Annotated in this window: 17 protein-coding genes and 5 pseudogenes; 8 read left to right on the forward strand and 14 right to left on the reverse strand. The window is 71.9% G+C overall.

Annotated features, from left to right (window positions below; translation table 11 throughout):
- Nucleotides 1-96: 96 nt before the first annotated feature.
- Complete coding sequence (locus tag AB0G32_RS27435; RefSeq protein ID WP_361168858.1) at nucleotides 97-807, reverse strand: GntR family transcriptional regulator; 711 nt, start codon at nucleotides 805-807, stop codon at nucleotides 97-99.
- A 195-nt stretch (nucleotides 808-1,002) separates the two neighbouring features.
- Between AB0G32_RS27435 and AB0G32_RS27440 the strand changes: the two genes are divergently transcribed.
- Together AB0G32_RS27440 and AB0G32_RS27445 are read left to right on the forward strand one after the other, a co-directional pair.
- Complete coding sequence (locus tag AB0G32_RS27440; RefSeq protein ID WP_361168713.1) at nucleotides 1,003-1,890, forward strand: (2Fe-2S)-binding protein; 888 nt, start codon at nucleotides 1,003-1,005, stop codon at nucleotides 1,888-1,890.
- Between the two features lie 292 nt (nucleotides 1,891-2,182).
- Nucleotides 2,183-3,223 carry a DUF2637 domain-containing protein gene (locus tag AB0G32_RS27445; protein ID WP_361168716.1) on the forward strand — a complete coding sequence of 347 codons (1,041 nt, stop codon included), beginning with the start codon at nucleotides 2,183-2,185 and terminating at the stop codon, nucleotides 3,221-3,223.
- 63 nt (nucleotides 3,224-3,286) lie between these two features.
- Here AB0G32_RS27445 and AB0G32_RS27450 read toward each other — a convergent pair whose 3' ends face one another.
- The 3 genes from AB0G32_RS27450 to AB0G32_RS27460 form a co-directional block, all read right to left on the reverse strand.
- Nucleotides 3,287-3,712, reverse strand: coding sequence for an ATP-binding protein (locus tag AB0G32_RS27450; protein ID WP_361168861.1), 426 nt, complete (start codon nucleotides 3,710-3,712; stop codon nucleotides 3,287-3,289).
- A gap of 229 nt (nucleotides 3,713-3,941) precedes the next feature.
- Entirely contained in the window at nucleotides 3,942-5,687 is a 1,746-nt protein-coding gene (locus AB0G32_RS27455) for a pyruvate dehydrogenase (RefSeq protein ID WP_361168719.1), read from the reverse strand.
- Nucleotides 5,688-5,715: 28 nt separating this feature from the next.
- On the reverse strand, nucleotides 5,716-7,221 hold the full coding sequence (locus tag AB0G32_RS27460; protein ID WP_361168722.1) for a protein phosphatase 2C domain-containing protein: 1,506 nt from the start codon (nucleotides 7,219-7,221) through the stop codon (nucleotides 5,716-5,718).
- Between the two features lie 357 nt (nucleotides 7,222-7,578).
- Here AB0G32_RS27460 and AB0G32_RS27465 point away from each other — a divergent pair, with 357 nt between their 5' ends.
- Entirely contained in the window at nucleotides 7,579-8,562 is a 984-nt protein-coding gene (locus AB0G32_RS27465) for a helix-turn-helix transcriptional regulator (protein WP_361168725.1), read from the forward strand.
- A 52-nt stretch (nucleotides 8,563-8,614) separates the two neighbouring features.
- Nucleotides 8,615-9,097, forward strand: coding sequence for a DUF456 domain-containing protein (locus AB0G32_RS27470; protein ID WP_361168728.1), 483 nt, complete (start codon nucleotides 8,615-8,617; stop codon nucleotides 9,095-9,097).
- Here AB0G32_RS27470 and AB0G32_RS27475 read toward each other — a convergent pair.
- The 7 genes and pseudogenes from AB0G32_RS27475 to AB0G32_RS27505 form a co-directional block, all read right to left on the reverse strand.
- Nucleotides 9,060-9,609 (reverse strand): annotated as a pseudogene (locus tag AB0G32_RS27475) (methylated-DNA--[protein]-cysteine S-methyltransferase). The gene AB0G32_RS27470 and the pseudogene AB0G32_RS27475 sit on opposite strands and share 38 nt — an antisense overlap.
- A complete protein-coding gene (locus AB0G32_RS27480; protein WP_361168731.1) occupies nucleotides 9,606-11,012 on the reverse strand; it encodes an AlkA N-terminal domain-containing protein in 1,407 nt (468 codons plus the stop codon). The pseudogene AB0G32_RS27475 and the gene AB0G32_RS27480 overlap by 4 nt, the downstream one beginning before the upstream one ends.
- 159 nt (nucleotides 11,013-11,171) lie before the next feature.
- Complete coding sequence (gene rsgA / locus AB0G32_RS27485) at nucleotides 11,172-12,281, reverse strand: ribosome small subunit-dependent GTPase A (RefSeq protein ID WP_361168734.1); 1,110 nt, start codon at nucleotides 12,279-12,281, stop codon at nucleotides 11,172-11,174.
- Nucleotides 12,282-13,510: 1,229 nt separating this feature from the next.
- Nucleotides 13,511-14,133 (reverse strand): annotated as a pseudogene (locus AB0G32_RS27490) (transposase family protein); the annotation flags it as partial.
- Between the two features lie 265 nt (nucleotides 14,134-14,398).
- A complete protein-coding gene (locus AB0G32_RS27495; protein ID WP_361168737.1) occupies nucleotides 14,399-14,671 on the reverse strand; it encodes a DUF6192 family protein in 273 nt (90 codons plus the stop codon).
- A gap of 442 nt (nucleotides 14,672-15,113) precedes the next feature.
- Nucleotides 15,114-16,202, reverse strand: a complete 1,089-nt coding sequence (locus AB0G32_RS27500) for a hypothetical protein (protein WP_361168740.1) — start codon at nucleotides 16,200-16,202, stop codon at nucleotides 15,114-15,116.
- Nucleotides 16,202-16,642: a VOC family protein gene (locus AB0G32_RS27505; RefSeq protein ID WP_361168743.1), complete on the reverse strand. Its 441-nt coding sequence runs from the start codon at nucleotides 16,640-16,642 to the stop codon at nucleotides 16,202-16,204. Before AB0G32_RS27505 ends, AB0G32_RS27500 begins: the two co-directional genes overlap by 1 nt.
- A gap of 103 nt (nucleotides 16,643-16,745) precedes the next feature.
- On the opposite strand from AB0G32_RS27505, the gene AB0G32_RS27510 reads away from it, so the two are divergent.
- Nucleotides 16,746-17,639: a helix-turn-helix transcriptional regulator gene (locus AB0G32_RS27510; protein WP_361168746.1), complete on the forward strand. Its 894-nt coding sequence runs from the start codon at nucleotides 16,746-16,748 to the stop codon at nucleotides 17,637-17,639.
- Nucleotides 17,640-17,847: 208 nt separating this feature from the next.
- Here the strand turns inward: AB0G32_RS27510 and AB0G32_RS27515 are convergent.
- Nucleotides 17,848-18,018, reverse strand: a pseudogene (locus AB0G32_RS27515) (MMPL family transporter); the annotation flags it as partial.
- A gap of 201 nt (nucleotides 18,019-18,219) precedes the next feature.
- Between AB0G32_RS27515 and AB0G32_RS27520 the strand changes: the two are divergent.
- Nucleotides 18,220-18,483 (forward strand): hypothetical protein, encoded by a 264-nt coding sequence (locus AB0G32_RS27520; protein WP_361168749.1) that lies wholly within the window; start codon nucleotides 18,220-18,222, stop codon nucleotides 18,481-18,483.
- Between the two features lie 603 nt (nucleotides 18,484-19,086).
- Nucleotides 19,087-19,287, forward strand: a complete 201-nt coding sequence (locus tag AB0G32_RS27525) for a DUF4158 domain-containing protein (RefSeq protein ID WP_361168864.1) — start codon at nucleotides 19,087-19,089, stop codon at nucleotides 19,285-19,287.
- Nucleotides 19,288-19,310: 23 nt separating this feature from the next.
- Here the strand turns inward: AB0G32_RS27525 and AB0G32_RS27530 are convergent.
- Nucleotides 19,311-19,520, reverse strand: a pseudogene (locus tag AB0G32_RS27530) (IS30 family transposase); the annotation flags it as partial.
- A 37-nt stretch (nucleotides 19,521-19,557) separates the two neighbouring features.
- Nucleotides 19,558-19,677, reverse strand: a pseudogene (locus AB0G32_RS27535) (hypothetical protein); the annotation flags it as partial.
- A 770-nt stretch (nucleotides 19,678-20,447) separates the two neighbouring features.
- Between AB0G32_RS27535 and AB0G32_RS27540 the strand changes: the two are divergent.
- Nucleotides 20,448-21,722, forward strand: coding sequence for an alpha/beta hydrolase-fold protein (locus AB0G32_RS27540; protein ID WP_361168752.1), 1,275 nt, complete (start codon nucleotides 20,448-20,450; stop codon nucleotides 21,720-21,722).
- Nucleotides 21,723-21,779: the final 57 nt, after the last annotated feature.

Below are 21,779 nucleotides of genomic sequence, written 5' to 3' on the forward strand. Positions count from 1 at the left end.
CCGGCGTGCCCGTCCCGCCCCCGCCCGCCCATCGGGCGCGGACCGCGTTCGGCCCGGTACGCGGCATCCGCGCGGCCCCGGCCGCGCGCCGGCCCGCTACGCCGCGAAGTGGTCCCCCACCAGCGCCCGCACCAGCTCCGGGTCGCCGGCGATCAGGGCGTCCAGCAGCGCGGTGTGCTCGTGCGCGTCGGCGACCAGGTCGGCCCGGCCGCGCGGGGCCGGGGAACCGGCTGGCGGCCACTGCGCGCGGCGGTGCAGGTCGTCGGCGATCCGGACCAGCTGCTCGTTGCCGGCCAGCGCCAGCACCGCGCGGTGGAAGGCACGGTCGGCCTCGGCGTAGACCGCGCGGGTGCCCGAGGAGGCGGCCCGGACGGTCGCCTCGGCCAGCGGGCGCAGCTCCGCCCAGCGTTCGGCGGGCACCGTACGGGACAGCCGCAGCAGCACCGGGACCTCGATCAGCGCCCGGATCTCGGCCAGTTCGGCCAGCTCGCGGGCGCCGCGCTCGACGACCCGGAAACCCCGGTTCGGCACCACCTCGACGGCGCCCTCCTGGGCGAGCTGCTGCATGGCCTCCCGCACCGGGGTCGCCGACACGCCGAACCGCTCGCCGAGCGCGGGCGCCGAGTAGACCTCGCCGGGCCGCAGCTCGCCCGCGACCAGCGCGGTGCGCAGGGCGTCCAGGACCTGCCCGCGCACGGACGAGCGCTGGATGAGGGGGCGGGGGCGGAGCGGCGGCGGCTCGGCGTGGGTGTGCTCACCGCGTACGGGCGCCGGCCCGGGCACCCGGGCCGCCGGCACCGTGCGTATCGCGGGTGTCCCCGGCTCGGCGGAGCTCTGCGCACCCTCCCTCACGGGGTCCACGGGGTCCTCCTGGGGACGTGTCGGTACTTGGGGTCATTACGGCGGGTTGTTACTCGTCCGTCAAGCACCCTAGGGGTACATCGCGTCAGTTCAAATCCGGAGGATCTTGGGTAAGGTAAGGCTTGCCTATAAGGAGCCTCCATGTCCGTACCCCGCTCACCCGTCGCGGCCGCCTACGCCCGGCTGGCCGAGGTGCTGCCCTCGTTCGGCGTCGCGGAGCGGGCGCCCGGCGCGGCGCTGCCCGACGGCGGCGGCTGGGTCACGGCCGCCGCGCTCGCCGAGGGCGGCCCGGCCCTGGACGCGTTCCTGGCCTGGGACGAGGCGCAGGTGGTACGGGACTACGGGCAGCGGGCGCGGCCGGACGTGATCGCCACCTTCGGACTGCACCGGTACGCCTGGCCGGCCTGCCTGCTGATCACCGTGCCCTGGTTCCTGCACCGCCGGGTCCCCCGGCTGCCCGTGACGCACGTCGCCTACGACCGCTCCGCCCCCGGCCTGCCGCTGGGCCGGATGGCGGTCCGCCCGGCCGGCTTCGCCTGTCTGCCGGGCGATCCGGCCGCCGCGCTGCCCGGCGCCCGCGTGGTCGCCGACGAGGACGCGCTGCGCGCCGAGGTGCGGGCCGCCGTCGCGGACCACCTGGCACCGCTGCTGGCCGGATTCGGCCCCCGGATGCGGCGGCGCGGCCGCGCCCTGTGGGGCATGGCGACCGACGAGCTGGTGGAGGGCCTGTGGTACGTCGCCCATCTGCTCGGTGACAGCGGCGGCGACAGCGACAGCGATGATGACGGAGACCGCGAACGCGACCGGGCCCGCCGGGAGCTGGAACTGCTGCTGCCGGGGGCGACCCGGCCGTACGTCGGCACGGCGGCGTTCCGCGAGCTGACCGGGCCGGACGGCGAGTCGCTGCCCACCCGCGACCGGGCGAGCTGCTGCATGTTCTACACGCTGCGCCCCGAGGACACCTGCGCCGCCTGTCCGCGCACCTGCGAGGCGGACCGGGTCGGCAAGCTCGTCGCCCAGGCCGGCTGACCACGACGGCCGGCGGACCCCGTAAGATCATCCGCGCGGGGGACTCCCGTACCGGCGCCGCCGATTCACACCTTCCTCACAAGGTGCCGGGCGTTTCCCCGGAACCACCCGTACGGGTATCCTTGTTCGAACTCAACTCCCGCGCCTCAGACGCCAGTTCGAGCAGAACGCCGCCCTGGACCGTCCCCACGCACTCCCTTGGCGGCCTCTTGCCCCGAAAACCCCTGAGGGCAGGCGGGATTGGGCCACTATGGCGGGCGTTACGCCCTATCCCAATGCAAGGGACCCCTAGATGAGACTGACCGACATATCGCTGAACTGGCTGCTTCCGGGCGCCGTGCTGCTCCTGGGCATGCTTGCGGCGGTGGCGGTGCTCGCGCGCGGCAAGCGCTCCTCGGGGAAGGACACCGGCAAGGACGACTCGTGGGAGCGGTCCGAGGAGCGCCGCAGGCGCAAGGAGGCCCTGTACGGCACCTTCTCCTACGTCCTGCTCTTCTGCTGTGCCGCGGTGGCCGCCGCGCTCTCCTTCCACGGTCTGGTCGGCTTCGGCGAGCAGAACCTCGGCCTGAGCGACGGCTGGCAGTACCTGGTCCCGTTCGGCCTGGACGGGGCGGCGATGTTCTGCTCCGTCCTCGCGGTGCGCGAGGCCAGCCACGGTGACGCGGCGCTCGGCTCGCGCATACTCGTGTGGACGTTCGCCCTCGCCGCCGCCTGGTTCAACTGGGTGCACGCGCCCCGGGGCCTGGGCCACGCGGGCGCCCCGCACTTCTTCGCGGGCATGTCCCTGTCGGCGGCCGTGCTGTTCGACCGGGCGCTGAAGCAGACCCGCCGGGCCGCGCTGCGCGAACAGGGCCTGGTGCCGCGTCCGCTGCCGCAGATCCGTATCGTCCGCTGGCTGCGCGCGCCCCGCGAGACCTACGGCGCCTGGTCGCTGATGCTGCTGGAGAACGTGCGCAGCCTGGACGAGGCGGTCGAGGAAGTCCGCGACGAGAAGCGCAAGAAGGACGAGACCCGGCAGCGCCGGCGCGAGGCGGGACGCATGGAGCGGGCCCAGCTGAAGGCGATCAGCCGCGGCCACCGCACCTTCCCGGGCCGCGGCGGACGCCAGGTCGAGGTGCAGGCCGTGGAGCGGGGCTCCGACCAGGTCGCCGCGGAGCCTGCCATAGCGGCGCCGGAGCTTCCCGCAGGCCGCCGGCTTCCCTCGCTGCAGCCCGTGCGCGGCACGAGTGACCCGGTCACCGTGGACCTCACCGCGGAGGACGACACCCAGGCGCTGCCGCGGCTGGACTCCCTGGAGCGCAAGCTCAAGGACCTCGAGCAGCAGTTCGGTTAACCACCGGCACCGCACCGGTGAGCCGACGAGGGGCGTGGCCCGCGGGCCGCGCCCCTCGGGTGTTCAGGCGGGCCCGGCGTCCAGTTCGAACCAGACGGACTTGCCCACGGCGTGCGCCCGCACGCCCCAGGCGTCGGCCAGCGACTGCACCAGGAGCAGGCCCCTGCCGTGCGTGCTGTGCGTACCGCCCTCGGCGTCCACGGCGTGCGGCCGGGGCCACCGGGAGACGAAGTCCCGTACCTCCACCCGCACCGCCCGGTGGTCCACCACGGCGGTCAGCACCGCGTCGTGGTCGGTGTGCACCAGCGCGTTGGTGACCAGTTCGCTGGCCAGCAGTTCCGCGACCTCCGACCGGCCCGGCCGCCCCCAGTGCCGCAGCAGTTCACGCAGCGCCCGGCGCGCTTCGGGTACCGCCCCCAGGTCGCACCGCCGGAGTCTGCACCTGAGCTGAGACGCCCCGTCCATCGCGTCGTCGGCCTTCTCCTCCATCACTTCGTCCCCCGGGCGGGCCCCCACCACCACAGGACCGCCGCTGTGTGCCTGCCTCGCCATGTCCCCCGCCCGCGTGCCGGTGCCAGTGCCTCGCGCTCGAACACGTTCACGATGTTCCATGCCCCGTGTGGCGCCGGGCAGTCATCCGGACGCCCGCCGACCGGGCGGACCGGGTGTTCGGCCACGGAAATGGCCGAACACCATTGCTCCGGGCGGCCGGTGGGCGTTACGGCCGGGGCACGTTGCGCAGGTTGGAGCGGGCCATCTGGAGCATCCGGCCGACGCCGCCGTCCAGCACGATCTTGGAGGCGGACAGCGCGAACCCGGTCACCATGTCGGCGCTGATCTTCGGCGGGATGGACAGCGCGTTGGGGTCGGTGACGACGTCGACGAGGGCCGGGCCCTTGTGTTTGAACGCCGCCTTCAGCGCGCCCGCCAGGTCTTTGGGCTTCTCCACCCGCACCCCGAAGGCACCGCACGCCTCGGCGACGGCGGCGAAGTCCGGGTTCTTGTTGGTCACGCCGTGCGAGGGCAGCCCGGCCACCAGCATCTCCAACTCGACCATGCCGAGCGAGGAGTTGTCGAAGAGCACCACCTTCACCGGCAGGTCGTACTGGACCAGGGTGAGGAAGTCGCCCATCAGCATGGAGAATCCGCCGTCCCCGGACATCGAGACGACCTGCCGCCCCCGGTCGGTGAACTGCGCCCCGATCGCCATCGGCAGCGCGTTGGCCATCGACCCGTGCGAGAACGAACCGATGATCCGGCGCCGCCCGTTGGGTGAGATGTACCGGGCCGCCCAGACGTTGCACATCCCGGTGTCGACGGTGAACACGGCGTCGTCGGCGGCGACCTCGTCCAGCACGGACGCCACGTACTCCGGATGGATCGGGGTGTGCTTCTCGACCTTGCGGGTGTAGGCGCTGACCACGCCCTCCAGCGCGTCGGCGTGCTTCTTCAGCATCCGGTCGAGGAACTTGCGGCTCTTCTTCTCCCGCACCCGCGGGATCAGACACCGCAGGGTCTCCTTGGCGTCGCCCCACACCGCGAGGTCCAGCTTGGAGCGGCGGCCCAGGTGCTCCGGCCGGACGTCGATCTGCGCGATCTTCACGTCGTCGGGCAGGAAGGCGTTGTACGGGAAGTCGGTGCCGAGCAGGATCAGCAGGTCGCACTCGTGGGTGGCCTCGTAGGCGGCGCCGTACCCCAGCAGACCGCTCATCCCGACGTCGTACGGATTGTCGTACTGAATCCATTCCTTGCCGCGCAGGGCGTGCCCCACCGGGCTCTTGATCCGCCCGGCGAACTCCATCACCTCGGCGTGCGCGCCCGCCGTGCCGCTGCCGCAGAACAGGGTGACCTTGTCGGCGTCGTCGATCAGCTTCACCAGCCGGTCGATCACCTCGTCGCCGGGGCGGACGGAGGGCCGGGAGGTGACCAGCGCGGTCTCGGTGGCACCCGCCGGGGCGGGCGCGCCGGCGATGTCGCCGGGCAGCGTGACGACGCTGACGCCGGAGCGGCCGACCGCGTTCTGGATGGCGGTGTCCAGGAGGCGGGGCATCTGCTGGGGGCTGGAGACCATCTCGCAGTAGTGGCTGCACTCGCGGAAGAGGTGGTCCGGGTGGGTCTCCTGGAAGTAGCCGAGACCGATCTCGCTGGACGGGATGTGCGAGGCCAGGGCGAGTACCGGGGCCATCGAGCGATGGGCGTCGTACAGGCCGTTGATCAGGTGCAGGTTGCCGGGGCCGCAGGAGCCGGCGCAGGCCGCCAGCTTGCCGGTGATCTGGGCCTCGGCCCCGGCGGCGAAGGCGGCGGTCTCCTCGTGCCGGACGTGCACCCAGTCGATGCCGGAGTGGCGGCGCACCGCGTCCACCACCGGGTTGAGGCTGTCGCCGACGACGCCGTAGAGGCGCTCCACTCCGGCGCGGACGAGGGTGTCGACGAACTGCTCGGCGACGTTCTTCTGTTTGGCCATGCTGTCCATGTAGGCACAAAGGCCCCGTTCATGCCTCCCACACCGCGGCCGCCGTACGGTCGTCGGCGTACCCCTTGACCCGGGTGCGGGCGTCGGCGAGGTAGTCGGCCAGACCGGGCGGGGCGGCGCCGGACCACCGGCCGGCGAGGTGGTCGCGGAGGGCGGCCTCGCCGCGCAGCGGGTCGGCCAGGCCCGCGGTGCACAGCAGCAGGACATCACCCGGGCGGGCGACGGAGGCCCGGAACCGGAAGGGTTGGCGGGGCGGGCCGAGGGCCGGCTCCTGGTACGGGCCCGGTGGCGTGGTGACGCCGAGGTCCATGGTGAGCCGGTCGCCGTCGGGGGTTTCCGCCGGGGCGGATGACGAACCGAAGCCGACGACGGGGGCGCCGGTGGTGTCGGCGGGGTGCGGCTCCATGTCCTGCCACCAGCCGTCCCGCAGCCGGAACAGGCCGCCCGCGCCGACGCCGAAGAACACCCGGGTACGGCAGTCGGGGTCGGCGGGCAGCAGCAGACAGCGCAGCCCGGCCGTGTACTCCTCCGGGGCCAGGCCCTGTTCGGTGGCGCTGGCCCGGAGCCGGCCCAGGCTGCGGTCGGTGAGCCGGTGCAGACCGGACTTCAGGTCGCCGCGCCGGGCGGCCCGCAGGTCCTCGGCCAGCCGGAGGTGGCTGCGGCCGACGGCCCGGCCGATCCAGCGGCACAGCTCGGCGGCGGCCCGGTGGGCGCCGGTCGCGGCCCGGCCGCCGGTGGCCATCGCCACCAGGACCAGCGCGTCGTCGCCCGCTCCGAAGCGGGCGGTGAGCAGCGCGTCGCGGCGCGGGTCCCCCCGGTAGCGCGCGGAGTCGCCGCGCAGGGACAGCGCCCGCAGCGTGCAGGACCCGTACCGGGCGCCGTCCAGCACGGTGTCCGCGACCAGGTCACCGAGGGCGTCCGGGTCGGCGGGCGGAAGGGCGGTGGGCTCGGGGCCGTAGGTGGGCGGGCCGGAGCCCACGTGGTCCCGCCGGGAGGGACGGGGCCGGGCCGCCGCGTCGGCCGGGGTTCGCGGGGCCGCCGGCGGTGCGGGGGGCGGATCCGTGGGGTGAGCCAGCGGCCAGTTCGCGGGCAGCGGGAGCGGGGGTGCGGCGGGGGGCGGCGGAGGGGGTGGGGCGGCAGGGGGTGGCAGAGGGGGTGGTGCGGCGGGGGGTGGCAAGGGTGGGGTGCGTTGCGGCGGAGGTGCGCCGGCCGGGGTTCCCGAGTTCCCCCGGTCCCCGGAACCCGACGCACCGTACGGGAACGTCACCGGCCCCCTCGGCTCCGCCGGCGGCGGCTCCCAGGGTGCGAGTGGTGCCGTCCCGCCCCGCTCCCCCGCCCGGGGCCGCGGCACGGCGGGCGGGCGTCGGCCGGGACGGTCGGCGGTCAGCGGTCCCGTCGCGGAGGCGAACCGGTCGTCCAGGGAGTCGGACCCGCCCGTCCCCCCGGTGTCGTCGCCGCCGTCGTCGTACAGCTCACCCCACCAGTCGTCCTCCCGGCCGGTGGGACTTCCCCCCTGCTGACTCATGCCCTCGATTGTCCACCGCTCGGGCCGGTTGAAAACGGCGCGTCCGCAAGAACCGGCGCGCGCTCGGTGGAGGTCGCCGGACGGTCCCACCCCCCACGGGAGAACCGCCCGGCGACGGCGAGGCGATCCGGGCCCGGTCCCCCGGACACGCGGTCGGCGCACGTCAGGGCCCGGATCACGGCATGGTGGCGAACTGGTCGCCGGACGCCGGGGCGCCGCCGGGCGCCTCGGTGAGGTCACCTTGGCAGAGGGGGCGCCGGTACCGCGATGATGTGCGCAGGCGGGTTTGCGCCGTGGCCGTTTTCCGCCACGGAGGGGCGGTCCGGAGGCTGGAGTCCAGGGGAGGGACGGCGTTCGATGCTGGGAGTGCTGGGGCTGGAGGAGGCCCAGGAGTCGGCGTACCGGGTCCTGGTGTCCGTGGGCGCCGCCGATGTGCCCGATCTCGCCCGGCGGCTGGCGCTCGGCGAGCAGGACACCGAGCGGGCCCTGCGGCGGCTGGAACAGAACGGGCTGGCGGCCCAGTCGCCCGGCCGGCCGGGCCGCTGGGTCGCGGCGCCGCCCGGCGTGGCGCTGGGCGCCCTGCTCACCCAGCACCGGCACGCGCTGGAGAAGGCGGAACTGGCCGCGGCCCTGCTGGCCGAGGAGTACCGCGCGGCGGCCGGTGAGCCCGCGGTGCACGACCTGGTGGAGGTGGTGACCGGCGCCGCGGCGGTCACCCGGCGCTTCCTCCAGCTCCAGCTCGGCGCGACCGAGGAGGTGTGCGCGCTGGTCACCGGCTCCCCGGTCGCCGTCACCGGCATGGAGAACCACGCGGAGGAGGAGGCCGCCGCGCGCGGGGTCCGCTACCGGGCCGTGGTGGAGCGGTCGGTACTGGACCGGCCGGACGGCATCACCGAGCTGACCGCCGCCCTGGACCGGGGCGAACAGGTCCGGGTGGTGGACCGGGTGCCGACCAAGCTGGTGGTCGCCGACGGCACCCTCGCGCTGGTACCGCTCACCGCCCGGTCCGCCGAGCCGGCCGCGCTGGTGGTGCACGCCAGCGGTCTGCTGGAACTGCTCACCGGCCTGTTCGAGACGGTGTGGCGGGACGCGCTGCCGCTGCGGCTCGGCGCCCGCGGCGTGACCGAGGACGCCCCCGGCGGCCCCGACGCCACCGACCTGGAAATACTCTCGCTGCTGCTGGCCGGGCTGACCGACGCCAGCGTGGCCAAACAGCTCGACCTGGGCCTCAGGACCGTACAGCGCCGGGTGAAGCGGCTGATGGAGCTGACCGGGGTGACCACCCGGCTGCAACTGGGCTGGCACGCCTACGAGCGGGGCTGGGTGGCCCGGGACCACTGAGCGCGCCGCCGCTCGATCTGCGAACCGGCGCCGACGGGCGCACCCTGGTCGGATGGGAGTGGTGGACCTCCTGCTGGTGGGCCTGGTCGTCCTGCTCGGGCTGTGCGGCGTGCTGCTGCCCGGCGTGCCCGGGTCCTGGCTGGTGTGGGCGGCCGTCCTGTGGTGGGCGCTGAAGGACCCGCGGCCGCTGGCCTGGGCGGTCCTGGTGGGCGCGACGGTGGTGCTGCTGCTGTCGCTGGCGGTGCGCTGGGCGCTGCCGTCGCGCCGGCCGCGGGCCCCGGACACCGAGGGCCGGCTGACGGTGTACGCGGGCGGCGGCGCCCTGCTCGGTTTCCTGCTGGTCCCGGTGGTGGGCGCCGTCCCCGGCTTCCTCGGCGGTATCTACCTGGCCGAACGGCTGCGCCTGGGCCGGCACGGGGAGGCGGTTCAGGCCGTGCGCTCGACGATGCGCTCGGGCGGCTGGGACGTGCTGACCGAACTGTTCGCCTGCCTGCTGATCACCGGGGCGTGGCTGGGCGCGGTGTTCGCCGGCTGAACCGGGCCCGGCGCGAGCACTCCCTCCAGGGCCAGCAGCCGCGTCTTGCGGTCGAGGCCGCCGGCGTACCCGGTCAGGGAGCCGTCGGCGCCGATCACCCGGTGGCAGGGGCGCAGGATCAGCAGCGGATTGGCGCCGATCGCACCGCCGACCGCCCGTACGGCGGCGCGGGCGGCGCCGACCCGGGCGGCGATCTCGCCGTACGTGGTGGTGGTGCCGTAGGGCACGGCGTCGAGGGCGTCCCAGACCTTGGTCCGGAAGGCGGTGCCCGTGGCGCGCAGCGGCAGCCGGAACGTGGTCGGCTCCCCGGCGAAGTAGGCGCCGAGCTGCTCGGCGGCCGCCCGGAACGGCCCGGGGTCGGCCCGCCGGTCCGGCGCACTGTCCGGGGCGGTCCGTCCGCCCTTCTGCCCGGGCACGGACAGCGAGGTCAGCGCCCCGTCCGGGTCGGCGGTGAGCAGCAGCGGCCCGAGCGGGCTCGCGACCTCGGTCCAGTAGCCACGGATGTCAGTCATGGTCGATCACTCCACTCTCCCGCTGCGCGCAGGTGGTTCAGTGCGTACGAGCGCCAGGGGCGCCAGCTGTCGGGGACGCCGGCGCCGGGCGGGGCCGCGTCCGGGTCGCCGAGGGCGCGGGTGCGGACGGCGGCGACGGTGGCCGGATCCATGCCGTCCAGGGCGAGCAGGGCGGCCTCGGCGGCGTCCCGGTCGGCGCCCGGATCGAGGCGTACGGTGCCGTCGGCGAGGGCGGCGGTGAGCGCGCCGAGGGTGCCGTGCGGCTCGGCGCCGGCGATCGTGGCGGGTTCCGGGAAGAGGTGGGTGAGGCCGTCGCGGGGCGCGTCGAGCCGCTTGCCGTACCGCGCGACGAGCCGTTCGGCCGCCGGCCGCCCCACCAGCGCCCGGACCGCCAGTTCCGCGGGATCGGCGGCGCCCGGGGAGCGCAGTCCGGGGCGGGCGGCGACCAGGGGGGCGAGGCGGGGGTCGGCGCCGAGCCGTTCGTCGACGGCGTACGGGTCGGCGTCCAGGTCGAACAGCCGGCGCAGCCGCCGGACGGCGGTGGTCAGGTCACGGAGGTCGGTGAGCCGCAGCCGGGCGTCGAGCCACCCACCGGAACCGGAGCCCCGCCCCGATCCGCCCGGCCGCTCGGCGACGGCGGCCACGCCGGTGCCGTAGGGCAGCCGGAGCGTCCGCCGGTAGACCCGCCGCCCCGGCGGCCCGCTCACCTCCTCCACCCCGGTCAGGGCCTCCCGCTGGAGCAGGTCGAAGACGGGCCCGGCCGGGTAGGGCCCGCGGTGGGCCAGCCGCAGCGGTATCCCGCTCCCGGCGCCGGCCTGTTCGGCCCCGGCCCGGTCGCGGGCCGGGGCGGCGGCGCGCAGCCCGCTCGGTGTGTCCGCGTACACGCTCCGGACGGTGTCGTTGAATTGCCGGACGCTGCTGAAACCGGCGGCGAACGCGACCTCGGTGACCGGCAGGACGGTGGTCTGGAGCAGGATCCGCGCGGTGTGCGCCCGCTGGGCGCGGGCCAGCGCGACCGGTCCGGCGCCCAGCTCGGCGGTGAGCTGGCGCTGCACCTGTCGGCTGCTGTAGCCGAGCCGGGCGGCCAGCCCCGCCACCCCTTCCCGGTCGACGACGCCGTCACCGATCAGCCGTACGGCCCGGCCCACCGCGTCGGCGCGCACGTCCCATTCCGCCGAGCCGGGCACGGCGTCCGGCCGGCACCGCCGGCAGGCCCGGAACCCGGCGCCCTGCGCGGCGGCGGCCGTCGCGAAGAACCGCACGTTGCGGCGGTGCGGCGTACGGGCCGGGCAGCTCGGCCGGCAGTACACGCCGGTGGTGCGGACCCCGAAGAAGAACGCCCCGTCGAACCGGCCGTCCCGGCTGCGCACCGCCGCGTACCTGCTGTCGTCGTCACCCTGCATGCCCCCAGTCTCCGCCGTCCCACGGCTGGCGGCTGGCGGAAATCAGACATCACGTCCATGGAAGGTCATGCGAGGTCATGGAAGGTCATGCGAGGCGATGGGGAGTCATACGACGTCAGGGACTGCCTGAAAAGCCAGGGACCACCAGGGACCAAGGGACTAGTGGGGCCGCCCCCGCTTGGCCGCCATGGCCGCCCGCCCCTCGGCACCCCGGCGCTTCCACTCCTTGCGCAGCTCGGCCCGGACCCGGGCATCGGTCTTGGCGACGATCCGCTGGTTCTCCCGCAGCAGCTTGCGGTAGCTATCCAGCCGCCGTTCGGGCAGTTCACCGGTGTCGACGGCGGCCAGCACGGCACAGCCGGGTTCGCTCTCGTGCGCGCAGTCGTGGAACCTGCACCGCTCCCCCAGCTCCTCGATCTCGGCGAACACCAGCCCCACCCCGTGCCCGGCGTCCCACAGCCCGACCCCGCGCAGTCCCGGCGTGTCGATCAGCACGCCTCCGCCGGGCAGCACGAGCAGATTGCGGGTGGTGGTGGTGTGCCGCCCCTTGCCGTCGGCGTCCCGGATCGCCTGTACGTCCATGACGTCGTCGCCGAGCAGCGCGTTGGCGAGGGTGGACTTGCCCGCGCCGGACTGCCCGAGCAGCACGGCGGTACCACCGCGGACGACGGCACCGAGGAGGTCGAGCCCCTCCCCCAGCGCGGCGCTGACCGGCAGCACCGGCACCCCGGGCGCGCCGGCCTCGACGTCCTGCACGAGGTGCGCCAGCGTGACCGGGTCGGGCACGAGGTCGGCCTTGGTGAGCACGACGACGGGCTGGGCGCCGGACTCCCAGGCCAGCGCCAGGAACCGTTCGACCCGGGCGAGGTCGAGTTCGGCGGCGAGGGAGACGGCGACGACGGCGTGGTCGACGTTGGCGGCGAGGATCTGTCCCTCGGACCGCTTGGAGGAGGTGGAGCGGACGAAGGCGGTACGGCGCGGCAGCAGCGTCCGCACGTACCGCGGGTCGCTGCCGGCGGGGTCGACGGCGGCCCAGTCCCCCGTGCACACGACCTTCATCGGATCACGCGGGACGACGAACTCGGTGTCGGCCCGGACGGTGCCGCCCGGCGTGACGACATCACACTGCCCCCGGTCGACACGGACGACGCGGCCGGGCAGCAGACCCTGTTCGGCGTACGGGGCGAACTCGTCCTCCCATCCCGCGTCCCAGCCGTACGGCTGGAGCGGATGCGATGAGGACTGGCTCAGGAGAGAAGAGGAAGACAAGGGGTGACCCTTCACAAGGGTGGCCCCGGCACCGCGCGCACGGGCGCGGATCAGGAGTGAGGTCAGCCGGTGGCCACGGAGGTGGACTTGACGAACTTCCGGATGCGGGCAACGCCCATCGCAACGACAGCCATCGGTCAACACCTCCAAGGTCACACACAGCGGACAACAGCGGCATGCGGCAGCCGCGAGAACGAGCACGAGCGTAGCCACCCGCGCCGACGGCCGCGAGCGATTTTCCAGCGATTGCGGCAGGCCGACTCGGACGCGGCACCTGTGACGCAGGTTGTAGGGCTCGACAGGACCAAACCGGTGGACCGCACGAAGTACACCTTGCACTGGCCCATTCTCTATAGCGAATATGCGCCCCAACCTGGGCAGGGACTCAGCGAATGCTCACGATGACGGCTCCAAGTTGAACATTTCAATGCCGGGCAGGTCTGCCATGCGGAACTGATTCTGAGTCACGGGCATCGGTCCTCGACCCGCCGGAGCTTTAGCCTCGTGTTCCGCCCACCCCCTGGGACACCCGCGCAGACTACCGGAATCACGCATCGGGTCGAGAAACCTGAACCCGTCGCAGTTGTGGAAAGTCCGTCCAACCCCCCTGCATCACCACGCGGAACGTCACCGCGCTATGTCCTGTAAAACGACAGAAATGCGGTCGCGGCCAGTAAGCACCTCACCTACAGCTCCAGCATTGATCTCCCGAATGACAGAAGCGCTCGGACAACAATCAATCGGTGCGTCCGCGACGAGCGGCACTCGCGTCGTAACGCGCCAAGATGACGCGGCCACCGGCCTGCCACTCTCGTGTCGGCCGACATGGAACCGACCCACTGTGAGCTCACTGCCGCCGTCATGTTGCTCGATAAACATGAAGTTCCTCCGCCCTCGTGGCACAGCAGAGAGCCAAGGTTCTCCCACGAGAGTCGTTTGGCCAGACCGCACAAAGGGTGTAGGGAACGGACATGTCGCGTTCACGGAGGCTGCCGATCTGCGTTCCCGGTTATGACGCCGCAGCCAGCCGCGCAGGTGGGCAACTCTGCGCGCGAGTCGTGGCGCAGAGGACGAGTTCTCCGATGCGAATCGGTCTCATGCCCCGGGTCGCCGTCCTCTGCCGACTCCAAGCCTTCTTGTCCCGGCTCTCCGGTGTCGCCAGGAGCACGCTCGCCCAAGCCGCCCAAGAGGTGCGGCTCTTCCTGGCCAAGCGCGTGATACCGCCCTCCCCGCATGAGCCGCCAGGTTTTAAGGGTGGCCATGGCCTGTTCCACGAGTGCACGGATCTTCGCGTGTGAGCAGTTGACGGCCCGCTGACCAGGGGAGAGAGTCTCCCAGCGCCCCCAGTAGGGAACTCGCACGGTGCCGGCGGCGCCCCGGTAGCCCTTGTCGGCCCGGCATTCCACCCCGGCCCCCGCCAGGGCACCGATGATGCCGTTGGTTCACGCGGCCTTGATGTCGTGGACAGATCCGGGCAGCGCGGGCGAAGCCCGCAGCAACCGTCCCGCCGGGTCGGCGATCACCTGCACGTTCATGCCGTGCTTCTTAGGTTTCCCGGAGCAGAAGGGTCGGTCGGCGGCAATCCGGTCGATTGGCAGCAACGTGCCGTCCAGGATCACGAACATTGGAGCCAGAGCGGCCAGGATGTCGACGGCCTCGGCGATGTACCGGTAGGCGGTGGTGGTGCCCACACCGAATCCGGCGGCGACCTGGCGTAGGTACCGCCGCATCGTAGATGAGCCAGCACGAGCAGCGCCTGCCGTCCGGCGGCCAGCCGGCGCCATCGTGTCCCTTGCGCAAGACGAGGTGCGGTCAACTCACGGGCGAGGAAGCGCAGAGCGGAGGTGGACAGATCGACCCGGCTGGGTAAACAAGCATGCGGAAAGCTCCTGGCAGGACGGCTCGGACTCGACACGCACCCGTCTGCCAGGAGCTTCTCTACGCCCGGACCCTGCCCTCACCCCCAGTGGCCCCGATCCGCATGCAGGTTGAGGAAACCTCAGTGGGTGGTGGCGTGAGGGAGCGCGCGCGGAAGTGTTCGGCGCCGGTCACGAGCGCGGGACGGTGGATGGGCGAGCGGCGCCTGTCGCGCTCCGTTCTTGGGGAGCGCGCCATCGCTACTCGCCCCGCAAGAGCTGGGCCAGGGCCTCGTCCATGTCGACGTCGCCCGTCTCCACGGCGTGTTCGATCCGCTCCAGGGCGCCCTTCACCCTGGCGGTGTTCTCCAGCATCAGCGTCCGCTCGTCCTCACCGACCGTGCGTCCGCGCAGGCCCGGGACCACCCGGTTCGCGGGGGCCACGAAGGCGTGGCAGGCCCCGATCAGGTCGAGGAACTCGCCGGTCCGCGCGAAGTGCCGGTCATCCGTGGCCAGTTCGTGGATCGCCGTCACCTTCTCCTTGCACCGAGACGGGGTTCTGGACCTGCCAACGCATGAACCTGCGCCTGTACAGCACCGCGAGCGGGCCGCGCCGGTGTCCCGCGTGACGCGACCTCGACACGTGGCTGCCCCGGGCCCGCGCCTGGGCCACAGTGCTGGCCTCGCCCGCGCGGTGGCGGCTGGCGGACGATGACCGTGAGGCGTACGGCTCGGGCCCGCGATGTTCGGGACGAGGAGTGTCCAATAGACGGCGGATCCGATGATGAGGAGAATCCCGGCGCCGAGTTGGAGCACCGCGGTGAGAACCGCGGGGACGCGTTCTCCCCGCATCCCCGCGTGGGCGAAGTCCTCGGCCGTGCCCGAGATGCCGCCGAATCCCAGGCGGAAGCCTTCTGTAGCCCATGAGCTGTCAGGTTGAAGCCGGGGATGATACGTGTGGTGGCTGGGCCGACGCTCATAGGTCTTCCCGTAGGAGCTGGAGGGTGTCGAGGAGGCTCTGGTAGATCATGATGCCTTCCTCCCAGGGGGCCGCGTGATTTCCGGTGAGCCGGTGTCCCCGGGTGACCCGGAGTCCGGTGGCCTTGGCCAGGGTGGCGGTCATCCGCTCTTGCTGGTTCATCGGTACGAGCTGGTCCTCGGTGCTCTGGTCCAGCACGACCAGACGGGGCGCGTTGCCTTCGCGGATCCGCCCGGCGATGGACGCGGGGTTGAAGCCGGCCGGGCTTGCGTCCGGCCAGGCGTCCTTGTCCGTCCCGAAGGCCCTGGACAAGAACTTCTCGTAGTCGTCGCGGAGGTGGGCGTGGGAGGTGCCCAGCCCGTCCGCTGTCGCGAGCGCGGGCAGGTCGTACAGGCCGTTGAGGCCGAGCAGTGCGGCAGGGCACGGCGGCTCGGGAAGGTGGCCGAGACCGTAGTGCCGCGGAGGCTGGAGGACGGACTGAAACGCCAGGCAGGCGCCACAGCTGTGGCCGGACAGGATGTAGGACCTGTCGGCGAGGCCGAGGGAACCGAGCAGGGCCAGGCCGTGCAGCACGTCGCTGACGTGCTGCGGATGGACGGCCTCGCGGGCCAGGTCGGTGTGATTGTCCTTGATGGCGTCGTAAGGAAGAGGGGGATTCGCCATGACGGGAGGAACGGGGTAGTTGATCTGGGAGACGGTGTAGTTGAGGGATGCGATGGCGGTGACCGGGGTCGACCCCCCACCGGAGAAGGCGTGGGCGACGGCGGGTTCGATCGAGGCGGAGGTGAGCCGCGGGTCGCGCCAGGCACCGCCGTGGATGTGCACGAGGTACCGCGGGTACTGCGACGGGGAGTCGGCCCCTGGGAGGGACGTGACGGAAGTGCCGATGAGCGCGGCGGATTGCGGCGTCCGCGGCAGGTAGATGCTGAGGTTCTGGAGCCGGTTGGCGTGAGGGATGTAGGGGATGTCCTTGGCGGCGACGACCGGGATGGGACGGTCGAGATGAGGGCTCGCCACCTCGGCGTGCTGCCAGCGGGCCTGCCCGACGTCCCGGGATCCGGTGAAGTCAGCGCGGTTCGGCAGCACTATGCCTGTGCCTTCCGGCCGGAGATCCACGTGCCGGGGTCGCTGAGCTCGATGATGGTGCCGACGTTGTCGGTGACGAAGGCAATGCGCTGGCCGGTGTCCGGGATCTCCATGGGGCCGCCGATCAGCGGCACATCGAGTTCCAGCAGCCGTGACACTGCCGCGTCGAGATCTGTCACCGCGAGGCAGAAGTGGTGCAGGCGCGAGGGGTCCATGCTCGTGAGGATGTTGTCGGTCGGTGCCCCGCCCGGGTTGGACGCGCCGGCGAGGAGCTCGATCTTGACGTCACCGGCGGTGAGGAAGACGAACGTCGTGCCGTGGGCGTCGAACCGCTGCTCGACAGTGAAGCCGAGGTTGCGCGAATACCACGCGATCGTGGCGTCAAGGTCCTCTTGCGTGACAGTGATACCCACGTGGTCGTGGGAGAACTTGAAGGTCATGTCCGTAAGAATCATCGGCCGTCGGGCCGGTAACCAGAGAGAGGAATTCGGTAGGAAAACCACTACCACCTTCAGGTTGGCTCCCGGTGCGACAATGAGTCTTATGACCGCTGACATCGCGAAACTCGGCCCGATGCTGCGAACCTGGCGCGGCCGTGTCTCGCCGGACACGGCGGGACTGCCCATCGGCCACAGGCGCCGGGTCACGGGACTGCGCCGGGAGGACCTCGCCGAGCTCGCGGGGATCTCGGTCGATTATGTGGTCCGCCTGGAGCAGGGACGCTATGTGACCCCGTCGGCGCAGGTGACCGCGGCGCTGGCCCGCGCCCTGCAGCTCACCGCCGCCGAGCGGGACCACCTCTACCGGCTGGCCGGGCTTGCCCCGCCGGCCGACGGGGAGATCTCCGACCACATCCCGCCCGGCCTGCACCGCATGCTGAACCGGCTCGGCGACTCCGCAGCCGCCGTGTTCGCCGCGGACTGGCAGCTCATCTGGTGGAACCGTTCCTGGGCGGCATTGCTGGGCGACCCGTCGTCGACACCGTCGGCGCTGCGCAACTTCGCTCGGGACACCTTCCCCGCCGACGGGGCCGGCCCCCGCCTGTCGCACTGGCCGGTGACCTCGCTCGGTCAGCCGGAGGTCGAGGCCTCCGTCGTGTCAGACCTTCGCCGCGCCACGGGGCGATTCCCGGGCAGCGACCGCCTGGCCGGTCTGATCCGGGACCTCACGACGGGCAGTCGGCGCTTCGCGGAACTGTGGGCTTCCGGCGTGGTTGGCGCGCACCGGGAGGACCACAAGATCGTCCAGCATCCCGAGACTGGGCCGATCGCCGTGGACTGCGACGTCCTGACCGACGGCGACGCGGAGCGCAAGATCGTCGTTCTCACCGCGGCCCCCGCTACCGAGGACGAAACCAAGTTCCGACTGGCGGTGGTGTCGGGCATTTCCTCCCCGCTCACGGCAGATGGCGTGGTGAACCGTGCTGTAGCTCGATGAGCTGCGATGCAGGACTTGGCCGTGGAGGCGTTCAGGTGCGGCACGTGCGACTGGTATCCGTGCGGGTAGCGCTCGTCGACGACGGCGCCGCGGTGCATCACGAGCGGTGTGTCGGTCTCGGCGGTCTCCAGCAGGGACGGCAGGGTGGCCTCGCAGCCGACAGGCAGTGCGATCCGCAGGCCGTCCAGGTCACGGGGGCGGCCTGCGCGGTGGCCCCGGCGAAGACCACGGCGCTGCCCGCGGTGCCCACCTCCTGTGCCGCGGACTCCTCCACGTCCATGCCGCGGGCGAGCTGGGAGCGGTGCCGGGTGGCGATGAACATCGCGTAGTCGATGCCGACCGCCAGGCCGATCATCAGCGCCAGGCTCTGCGCCGTGGATCGCGGTAGCAGTAATTCCGCTTCGAGGTTGGCCTACCGAACTTCCAGGTTCTGACACCTCGCCAAGGCGTTGCCGCAGTAAATGCCGGATTACTGCGGCGGAGCCCCTACCGTGATCATCGCGACCTGCGGCGGGGCATTCCGACCGCCGGGGCGAGGCGTACGCATTTACTGCGGCAGCGCCGGGAGGGCGGAGCGGGCATGACGATCGAACCGGTGACCGAACTCGGGACCGGGGGCGCGCTCCGCTTGCCGCGCGCCCGAGTGGTGCCGCTGTCCGCCCCGCCGTCGTCGTACCCCGCGGCGGTCGAGCGGTGCCTCACCGGTGCGGGCATCGCGAAGTCCTCCGCGCGGATCTCGGCCTCGGGGAACATCGGTGCAGCGGTTGGCGCTGAGAACGATCATGGTCGGTTAGCACACCGTCTGGAGGCTCCGCTGGGGTTCGCCGTGTCGGCCGCCGCGTGACCTCACGTTCCGCGATGCCGGCGAGGAACCCGCCGTGGTCGCCGACCGAGGCCGCCCGGCGGTGCGTCAGTTGGGCTCCCATGCCGGCACCGCGGCGCGCGAGGAACTCATAGAACATGTAGACGCTGTTCAGCGCGCGGTTCACCGTGGATGGCTCCCGGGTAGGACCATCGCCGTCCGCCGGTCGCAGCCGTCCAGGCTGGACCGGGCGTCGCAGCCACCCGGCGAACTGGTCGACATGTTCCGGGGACGCGGCCAGCAGATCCACGTCCAGGAGCTGGAGGAAGACCAGCCACACCTTCAGGTCAAAGGCCCGGGCCCGGAGGGTGTTCGGCGATTGCTCCCGGTCGGTGCACTGGGCGAGGTAGTCGTCCACCGTCTCGACGACCCTTCCCTTGCCGTCCACGACGGTGTACGTCTCGTGGTGCATCCCGGTCCCCACGACACGTCGTACGTACATCCCCGGCCCTTCCTATCCATCGGGTCCACGGATGAAGTAACGACCGTCACGGACAACGATCACGACGGGGTGTCAGCCACAGGACCAGAGGCACTTCGGGCGCCACGTGCCGTACGTCACTGACACCTCAAGACGGGGTACAGATAAAGGCCGAGGCGTACGGGTCGTTCGCCGAGGAGCCGACGAGGCCCGAGCTGGAGCGGATCTTCTTCCTGGACGACGTGGACCGGGACCTGATCGCTCTGCGGCGGACGGAGCATCACCGGGCTCGGCTCCGCGACGTTGCCCAGCTCGTCGTCGCCTACCAGACCGGCCTCGTCCAACTCCACCCACCCCGACCCTGAGACGTCGTCAAACGATGGCGAGCTCAAGCGGTCAGCGCATCACTGCTGTTCAGAAGGTCAGCGTAGACCTCCGACGGAGTGCGATAGCCATGGATCTTGCGAGGCCGGTGGTTGAGCTCGTGGGCGATGGCGTCCAGGTCGGCCTGGCTGAACGTGCGGAGGTCCGTTCCCTTGGGGAGGTACTGCCGTAGCAGCCGGTCGGTGTTCTCGTTGGTGCCGCGCTGCCACGGACTCCGTTTTCCAGGAAGCCGCTGGCTGCGGTGCCCGCCACCGGTTGCGTCCCGCGGTGGAGGCCGCGTAGGGGATGCCCTTGAAGACCGTGACGCCGTCGAGGAAGGCGGCAACGCCGCTGACCAGTCCTGATTCCGTTCTCACCGGCCGGGCTGGCATACCCGTCCGTCCTGCCACGGCCGCGGCCGGGCCGGCGCCCAAGTGCGGTGGGCCGGCTGGGGGAAGACGGATTGTGCCGCGGAGTCAAAAGGGCTCTCCTCCTGGGCGAGGCAGGCCGGACGGAGCCGTGACGTCACGACCGGGCCGCCTGCGAACAAGTCGCCTCATGCTGAGCCACCCCGGCAGGGGCGACAACGGGGCAGACACGCACTCACAGCTTGCGTGGCGCAACCTCATCGTGCGGGTGCCACGGTTGACACATGCCAGGCAGGCCGCCGAAACCGGCGGTGCTCCGACTCGTACTGGTCCGTCATCCCGGCGTGACGGGAAATGCTGCCTCGACAGTTCAAGCAGTGCACGCATGCCAGGTCGCCAGGTCCATCAACCGTCGAGAGGTGAACCGGAACGAGGGCCGGAATTTTGCCTACCGCTTCCACGAATCACTGCGTCGAGCCTCTTGACGGGCCGCTCCTGCGGAAGTTGACTGCTCGGCATCGTGCAGGCGATGTCTTCAACTAATTGCCTATGCGCTCTGCCTTTTAAAGCCCGGCAGAGCCGATCGCGCCAGAGCCGCGCGGGCCGGCCTGCCCCTCCTCGCTCCCTCACCCGCAGCAGCAAGGGAAGTGCAACCCGTGTCGATGACAAGACGAGAAGCAGTCAGAGCAGTGGCCGGGACCGTGGGGGGTGCGTCTCTCGCGGGGCCGGTGCTCGGCGCGACGCCGGCGTCGGCCTCGGACGCCGTCACCCGCGGCTCGGGGACAAGCTCCCAGGTGACCAAGGCGCGCGGGTACGGTCCGCAGATCCGGCACACACGCAAGCGTCCGACCGGCTACGAGGTGACCTTCCGCTACTACGCTCCGCACGCCACCCGGGTCCAGCTCAAGGGCGAGTGGTACTTCGAGCGGCCCACCGCGCTCTCCGAACGGCTCACCGGCCCCGACCACCTGGTGGAGACGCCCGGTCTGCTGCCGGCACAGTGGCGGCCGGGCGACGTCCCGATAGCCCACCCCAACTCGACCAGCCCGTACTGGCCGGTGGTCGACATGACCAAGGGCCGGGACGGCGTGTGGACCCACACCACCCCGCTGCCCGGCGGCGTGTACACCTACGGCTTCTTCGTCGACGGCGACGCCGACGACACGACCATCACCGACCAGCTGCCCGACCCTGGCAACCCCGCCTGGAACGTGGTGAACGGAGTCGTCCACGGGACGGCCGTCGACCGCAGCCAGATCTACGTCCCCTCCGACCCGGACTTCGACCCCGACGACGTCACCTGGCAGGGCCCCAGCGAGGGTGCGCGAGGCAAACTGCTGCACGTCACGTACGACTCCCCGGGGCACGTCACACCGGCCGACAAGAACTACCTCGTCGTCTACACCCCGCCCAACTACAACGCCAAGCGGGCGAAGCCGTACCCGACGTTCTACCTCAGCCACGGCGGAGGCGAGAACGAGATGGGGTGGAACACCCAGGGGAACATGGCGAACATCCTCGACAACCTCATCAACAACGGTGCGGTCCAGCCCATGGTCGTCGTCATGCCCAACGCCACCGGGTACGCCAGTTCGTCGCAGGACCAGTTGCACCGCACCGACCTCATCGAGCGGGTGATCCCCTGGGTCGAGGCGCACTACAACGTCTCCACCGAGGCATCCGACCGGGCCTACTCCGGACTGTCGGCCGGCGGCATGCGCACCTCGTACCTGCTGCTGAACAACACCGAGCAGTTCGGCTACTACGGGATGATGAGCGCGGGCCTGCCGCCCGGCACCACGCTCACCGACGCGCAGATCGCCGCCATGAAGAAGGTGTCGGTCTACGTCGCCTCCGGCTGGCAGGACCCCATCAACCCGGGTTTCTCCACCATTCACCGCGGCCCGTTCCGCATGGTGCGGGACCTGACCGACGCGGGCGTGCACGTCCAGACCGTCTTCATCGACGGCGGACACGAGTGGTACGTGTGGCGTCTCCTCCTGCGTGACTTCCTGACGCGGGTCGCCTTCCTGCCTGCGACGACCGCTCCGGCTTCCTGGGGCGTGTGAGGAGAGAACCGGACAGGCGCGCGTGCCTGTCCGGGTCGGGGCGTCACCGCGGGGGCG

The organism is Streptomyces sp. NPDC023723 (genome assembly GCF_040639815.1).
Lineage (GTDB): Bacteria > Actinomycetota > Actinomycetes > Streptomycetales > Streptomycetaceae > Streptomyces.